The sequence below is a fragment of the Pseudomonas sp. GW456-L12 genome, from assembly GCF_059424045.1.
Map to the genome: position 1 here is coordinate 1 of NZ_JBWKZA010000064.1, position 6899 is coordinate 6899.

General features: G+C 64.1%; 1 protein-coding gene and 1 pseudogene. Both read right to left on the bottom strand.

Translation table 11 applies throughout. The annotated features are described in order from the left end of the window. Positions 1-5171 (bottom strand): T1SS-143 repeat domain-containing protein (locus AC07Y9_RS32050; protein ID WP_494990497.1); only part of this gene is annotated, 5171 nt, incomplete at its 3' end. Positions 5172-5514: 343 nt separating this feature from the next. Continuing rightward, positions 5515-6899, bottom strand: a pseudogene (locus tag AC07Y9_RS32055) (DUF5801 repeats-in-toxin domain-containing protein); the annotation flags it as partial.

A 6899-nucleotide genomic window follows, 5' to 3' on the forward strand; every position in this document is an offset into this window, starting at 1 on the left:
TCATCGACGGTGATCACCAGTTTCTCGGCCGCGGCGGTCACGGTGTCGCCATCCTTGTCCGTGGCCTGCAGCAGGGTGCCGAGGTTGAGGGTGATGTCGTTTTCATCGTTACCGGCCGGATGATCCAGCGGTTGCAGCAGGGTGAAGCTGTAGTCACCCGCAGCATTGAGGCTGAAGGTGAATACATCGGTTGCGCCAGCCTTGGCCGTCAGGGTGTCGCCGGCAACGCTATAGACAAGGGCGACTCCGCCCGAACTCAGCGCTGGCAGGCCACTGGTGTCGCTCGACAAGGAGTAAGTCAGCGGGACGTCGGCCCCGGACTGGAAGATGCCCGTGACGCTGCCGTTGGCTGTCGTCGCCTCACCGGCCACGTCGCCGACGCCACCGGCGATGCCATTGGCCAGGCCATCCTCATCGACGGTTCCGGCCCCAGCGGCGCCATTCGCCGTTGGCGTGTCGTCATCGACGGTGATCACCAGCTTCTCGGCGGCGGCCGTCACGGTGTCGCCATCTTTATCCGTGGCCTGGAGCAGGGTTCCCAGGTTGAGACTGATGTCGTTTTCATCGTTGCCCGCTGGATGATCCAGCGGTTGCAGCAGGGTAAAGCTATAGGCGCCTGCGGCACTGAGGCTGAAGGTGAATACCTCGGCCCCACCCATGCCCGCATTCGCGGTCAGCGTATCGCCCGCCACGCTGTACACCAGCGCCACTCCGCCGGACGTCAGGGCTGGCAGGCCACTGGTGTCGCTCGACAAGGCGTAAGTCAGCGGTATATCAGCGCCGGACTGGAAGATGCCCGTCACATTGCCGCTGGCCGTCGTTGCTTCGCCAGGCACGTCGCCGACGCCACCGGCGATGCCATTGGCCAGGCCGTCTTCATCGACAGTGCCCGCTTCGGCGGTGCCGGTGGCGGTTGGCGTGTCGTCATCGACGGTGATCACCAGTTTTTCGGCGGCAGCCGTTACCGTATCGCCGTCCTTGTCCGTGGCTTGCAGCAAGGTGCCCAGGTTGAGGGTGATGTCGTTTTCATCGTCGCCCGCCGGGTGATCCAGCGGTTGCAGCAGGGTAAAGCTGTAGGCGCCCGCTGCACTGAGGCTGAAGGTGAATACCTCGGCCCCACCCGCGCCCGCATTGGCGGTCAGGGTGTCACCGGCGACGCTGTACACCAGCGCCACTCCGCCCGAGCTCAGGGCAGGCAGACCGCTGGTATCGCTCGCCAAGGCGTAAGTCAGGGGTACGTCGGCACCCGACTGGAAGATACCCGTGACGTCGCCGCTGGCGGTGGTGGCCTCGCCCGCCACGTCGCCGACACCACCGGCAATACCATTGGCCAGGCCGTCTTCATCGACAGTGCCGGCCGCAGCGGTGCCATTCGCCGTTGGGGTGTCGTCATCGATGGTGATCACCAGTTTCTCGGCGGCAGCCGTTACCGTATCGCCGTCCTTGTCGGTCGCTTGCAACAGGCTTCCCAGGTTGAGGGTGATGTCGTTTTCATCATTGCCCGCTGGGTGATCCAGCGGCTGCAGGAGGGTAAAGCTGTAGGTACCTGCGGCACTGAAGCTGAAGGTGAATACCTCGGCCCCACCCACGCCTGCATTGGCGGTCAGGGTGTCACCGGCGACGCTGTACACCAGTGCCACTCCGCCGGACGTCAGGGCTGGCAGGCCACTGGTATCGCTCGACAGGGAGTAAGTCAGCGGCACGTCGGCACCGGACTGGAAGATGGCAGTCACATTGCCGCTGGCCGTGGTGGCTTCGCCGGGCACATCGCCGACACCACCGGCGATGCCATTGGCCAGGCCGTCTTCATCGACGGTTCCGGCCTCGGCGGTTCCGGTGGCGGTTGGGGTATCGTCATCGACGGTAATCACCAGTTTTTCGGCGGCAGCCGTTACCGTATCGCCGTCCTTGTCCGTGGCTTGCAGCATTGCACCCAGGTTGAGGCTGATGTCGTTTTCATCGTTGCCGGCTGGATGATCCAGCGGCTGCAGCAGGGTGAAGCTGTAGTCACCGGCGGCGCTGAGGCTGAAGGTGAATACATCGGTTGCGCCAGCCTTGGCGGTCAGGGTATCGCCGGCGACGCTGTAGACCAGCGCCACTCCACCTGAACTCAAGGCTGGCAGACCGCTGGTATCACTCGACAGGGAGTAAGTCAGCGGTACATCGGCTCCGGACTGGAAGATACCCGTGACGCTGCCGCTGGCCGTCGTCGCTTCACCCGCCACGTCACCGACACCACCGGCAATACCGTTGGCCAGGCCATCCTCGTCGACGGTGCCGGCTCCAGCGGTGCCATTCGCGGTGGGAGTGTCGTCATCGACGGTGATCACCAGTTTGTCGGCCGCGGCGGTTACTGTGTCGCCATCCTTGTCGGTGGCTTGCAACATCGTGCCCAGGTTGAGGGTGATGTCGTTTTCATCGTCGCCCGCCGGGTGATCCAGCGGCTGCAGCAGGGTAAAGCTGTAGGCGCCCGCCGCGCTGAGGCTGAAGGTGAATACATCGACCGCGCCGGCCTTGGCCGTCAGGGTGTCACCGGCGACGCTGTACACCAGGGCCACTCCGCCGGATGTCAGGGCTGGCAGGCCGCTGGTATCGCTCGACAGGGCATAGCTCAGCGGCACATCGGCCCCGGACTGGAAGATGCCCGTGACATTGCCGCTGGCCGTCGTTGCTTCGCCCGCCACGTCACCGACACCACCAGCGATGCCGTTGGCCAGGCCGTCCTCATCGACGGTTCCAGCCTCGGCGGTTCCGGCGGCGGTGGGCGTGTCGTCATCGACGGTGATCACCAGTTTCTCGGCGGCGGCCGTCACCGTATCACCGTCCTTATCCGTGGCCTTCAGCAAGGTGCCCAGGCTGAGGGTAATGTCGTTTTCATCGTTACCGGCTGGATGGTCCAGCGGTTGCAGCAGGGTAAAGCTGTAGTCACCTGCAGCATTGAGGCTGAAGGTGAATACATCGGTTGCGCCGGCCTTGGCGGTGAGGGTGTCGCCGACCACGCTATACACCAGCGCCACTCCACCGGAGGTCAGGGCTGGCAGGCCGCTGGTGTCGCTCGACAGGGAGTAAGTCAGCGGTACGTCGGCCCCGGACTGGAAGATGCCCGTGACGGTGCCGCTGGCCGTGGTGGATTCACCCGCCACATCACCGACACCGCCGGCAATGCCATTGGCCAGGCCATCCTCGTCGACGGTGCCGGCCGCGGCGACGCCGGTCGCGGTGGGCGTATCGTCGTCGATGGTGATCACCAGCTTCTCGGCGGCGGCCGTCGCGGTGTCGCCATCCTTATCCGTGGCCTTCAGCAGCGTGCCCAGGTTGAGGGTGATGTCGTTTTCGTCGTCACCCGCTGGGTGATCCAGCGGTTGCAGCAGGGTAAAGCTATAGGCACCGGCGGCGCTGAGGCTGAAGGTGAACACATCGACGGCGCCGGCCTTGGCGGTGAGGGTGTCGCCCACCACGCTGTACACCAGGGCCACTCCGCCGGATGTCAGGGCTGGCAGGCCGCTGGTGTCGCTCGACAAGGAGTAAGTCAGCGGTACATCGACGCCGGACTGGAAGATGGCGGTCACGTTGCCACTGACGCTGGTGACCTCGCCAGGCACGTCGCCGACACCGCCGGGGATGCCATTGGCCAGGCCGTCTTCGTCGACAGTGCCGGCCTCAGCGGTCCCGGCCGCTGCCGGTCCATCGTCCTCGAAGATCATCTGCGAGCCGATTTCGGTGGTGATCGTGGAGGGGTGGCGCAGCGAGAAACCACCGATATCGAAGTCGGCGTGGTTATCGCCCCTGGCGTTGACGGCCGCCCCGTTCTCGATCAGCACGCGGTTGTGATCCGCGCTGGTGGTGTATTCGATCTGGTAGCCGGCCTTGACGCCGGTGATGGTGGCCACGCCGCCGGTAAAGCTGATGGCAATGTTCGGATCGTTCACCGAGCCGTCGGAGTTCTCGATCACCAGCCCGGTGCTTTTATCGAAGATGCGCACATTGGTGATGGCCACCGACGTATCGTTCGCATAGCCGTTGACGAAGTTCACGCCGGTTTCAACCGCAGTGCTGTAGGCACTGATCTTGACCATCGCGGTCTTGCCGCCTTGCAGTTGCACGACATCGAAACTGGCCGTCGTTGCATTAAACATCGCGGTGTAGTCGATGTTGGCTTCGACGTCGGCTTCGTTCTGGCTCAGGTTGGGAACAGTCACATCCAGCCGGGCGCCGGTGACGAAGGTCAGGCGGATGCCTTCCTGTTCCACGATCATCTGGTTGTTGGTACCAATGGTGGTCGGGCCACCGCCCTGGCTGGTGTTGATGGTGTCACCGGTGTTGATGTTGGCGCCCGATGACTGGTCCGCAGGGTCTTTACCGGTGGCGATGATCGTCGGATCGCTGACCCGCAACACACCGCCGTCGTTGACCACCGTCGGGTTCGACCCCGTGAACATCAGGAACAGGTTCTGCCCGGAGGGGGCGTTGGTCAGGTCGAATCCGTCCTTGAGGGCGCTGACGAACACCTTGTCCAGCAGGCTGAGGGCATCGTCCGGATTACTCGCGTCCGGGTGCTTGAGCGGTTGGTATTCCACGGTCCAGATCTTGCCGCCGCTGACCGGCGATCCGGTTTCCTCGATATAGGCGGCGAACACGATCGCCCCGTCAGGGCCTCCGGCCCGGCCCAGCAGGATGTTGTTGTTGGTATCGGTATACAGCAGGATGCTGGTGCCATCGAGGGTATCCAGCCCGCTGTCCAGGCCGTTGAGCGCCGCGCCCAGGCTGTCGGTGAACTTGATATCGAGGACGTTGATACCGGGTGTCAGGTTGAGGGTGAAGGCATTGCTGCCGGTGTCGCCCACGGCACCGGTATAGCCACTCAAGGCGGCGTCCATGGCGGTACCGGCGCCAAGGGCGGTCAGGCGGGTGGCGAAGGTCGAGGGCAGGGCGGACAACAGGATGTCATTGTCGTCAGCGTCTCCTGCCGGGCTCGGCGTGGTGGTGGCATTCTGCAACCCGGTGGTTTCGTCCAGGGTCACACTTGCACCGATCACCACGGGCGCAGTGCCGTTCGCCTGGGCGGTGCTGAGGGTCAGCGTGTCGTCACTGGGGAAGACGGGGTAGAGAGTGGTACTGGTGTCAGCGGTCAGGTCGTTCGTGGGAGATGTGGTTGTTTTAGAAGTGATCATGACGTTCTCCTGTGCAATACCAGTCGTTGAGGCCGCAGCTGGGCCCTCTGTTGGCAGATGCAACCACTATGGGGATGCCGCGCAGGTTGCGCATTGGCCGATACTCCCAGGCCGGATGGGAGTTTCAGCCTATTCAGGAAGGGACGCGGGATAAGGCGCAGCCGCGCTTGCAAACAGGACCCCGAGGGGGGCTTCAGGGGTAGCCCGCGATGGCGGCCACAGGCCGTCGTCGAGCGGCTCGACGGGCTGCTCGAGCGCTCGCCGCGGTTTTCATATGGGCGCGCAAAAAAAAAGCGAGGGTGGTTTCCAGGCCACCCTCGCTTTCATTCGCCTGCGCGAGGTTTCAGACGCTGCCCATCACAATGTCGGTATTGAGCAGGTCGACTCCGACCAGGGTAATGGTGGTTATCTGTCCGCCGGTCTCGGCCACCGTCACGATGCTGTCGCTGCCGGCATTGTCGACCGACTGCACAACGGCCCCCGCGTCACCAATGAGCACCACCGCATCGCGCTGGCCGGCGCCCGCATCGAAGCCTGTGACCTGGTACTGGTTCTCGGCGGCCGACAGGTCGATGTTGAAGGCATCCCGCTCACCCGTGGTGCCCACCAGCCTGAAGTCGAAAAGCGCGTTGGCCGGGTCGTTGGCGAACAGGTTGGCGTCGAACGCGCTGGTGGCCGTATCGCCGTCCTTGTCCGTCACCGTCGCGTTGAACGCCAGCTGGATATCGCTGGCCAGGTTCTGGGTCTCGTGAATGAACTCGATCACCGGGATCTTGATCGTACCCTTGCCCATCGTCAGCTGGACCGCGTCGATCAGGTGGGTGCCGTCCCACTCTACGGTGAAGGAGGTCTGGCCTCCGGCTTCCGCCTGCAGGTCGGCGGCCTGGACCTTGATGGGCGCGCCCGAGGTCGTGCCGTTGTCGTAGTAGATCGTGTAGTACAGCTCTTCCGTGGCCGGGTTGTAGCCCTGCACCGAGTTGTCGATATAGACCTTCATGGCCGTCAGCAGCGTCTCGGGGTTGACCACGAAACTCTCGTCACCGGCATTGATACCCGCCGTGTTGTTGCCCTCCAGGTTGTTGTTGGCGATGCCGATGCCGGAGGTGCTGACGTTCAAGGCCGCCGAGCCGATGTAGGACGGCAGCGGGTTGGTCTGCAACTGCGCTTCGGTAGGGTCGGGCGCGCCAAGCCCGATGCCGGTGAGGATGCTGTTCGCGCCGGTTTGCGGCGCCAGCGGATTCGCGCCGAAGAACACCACATCCTCGGTGCCGATGGTCAACGTGCGCACAGGGTCCGGGCCACCGGCATCCAGCGAGCCATCGGCACTGCTGAGGACCACGGTCGAGCGGAAGCCTTCCTCCAGGTCCAGGGCATAGGTGCCATTGGCATAGGCGCTCAGGGTGTAGTGGATGGTGGTATCGGCGGTGGCCGCGTTGTTGTCGAAGTCACCGGTCAAGGTGCCCGCGAACTGGTAGGCGCCATTGGCGTCCGGTGACGGCGACTGTTCGACCAGCGTACCGGTGCCGGTGGTGGTCGTGTCGTCCGGCCGGACCAGGGTGAACTGGTCGTTCACCAGCGAGATGTCCAGGCCGTTGGCATCCAGCCCGTCGGCGCCAGACCCCATGTTCCAGTAGCCTTGTTGCGCCAGTTGGGTACCGGTGCCGATCAGGTTGCCGAAGGCCAGGGTCGGGGTGTCGTCATCGACGGTGATCACCAGCTTGTCGGCCG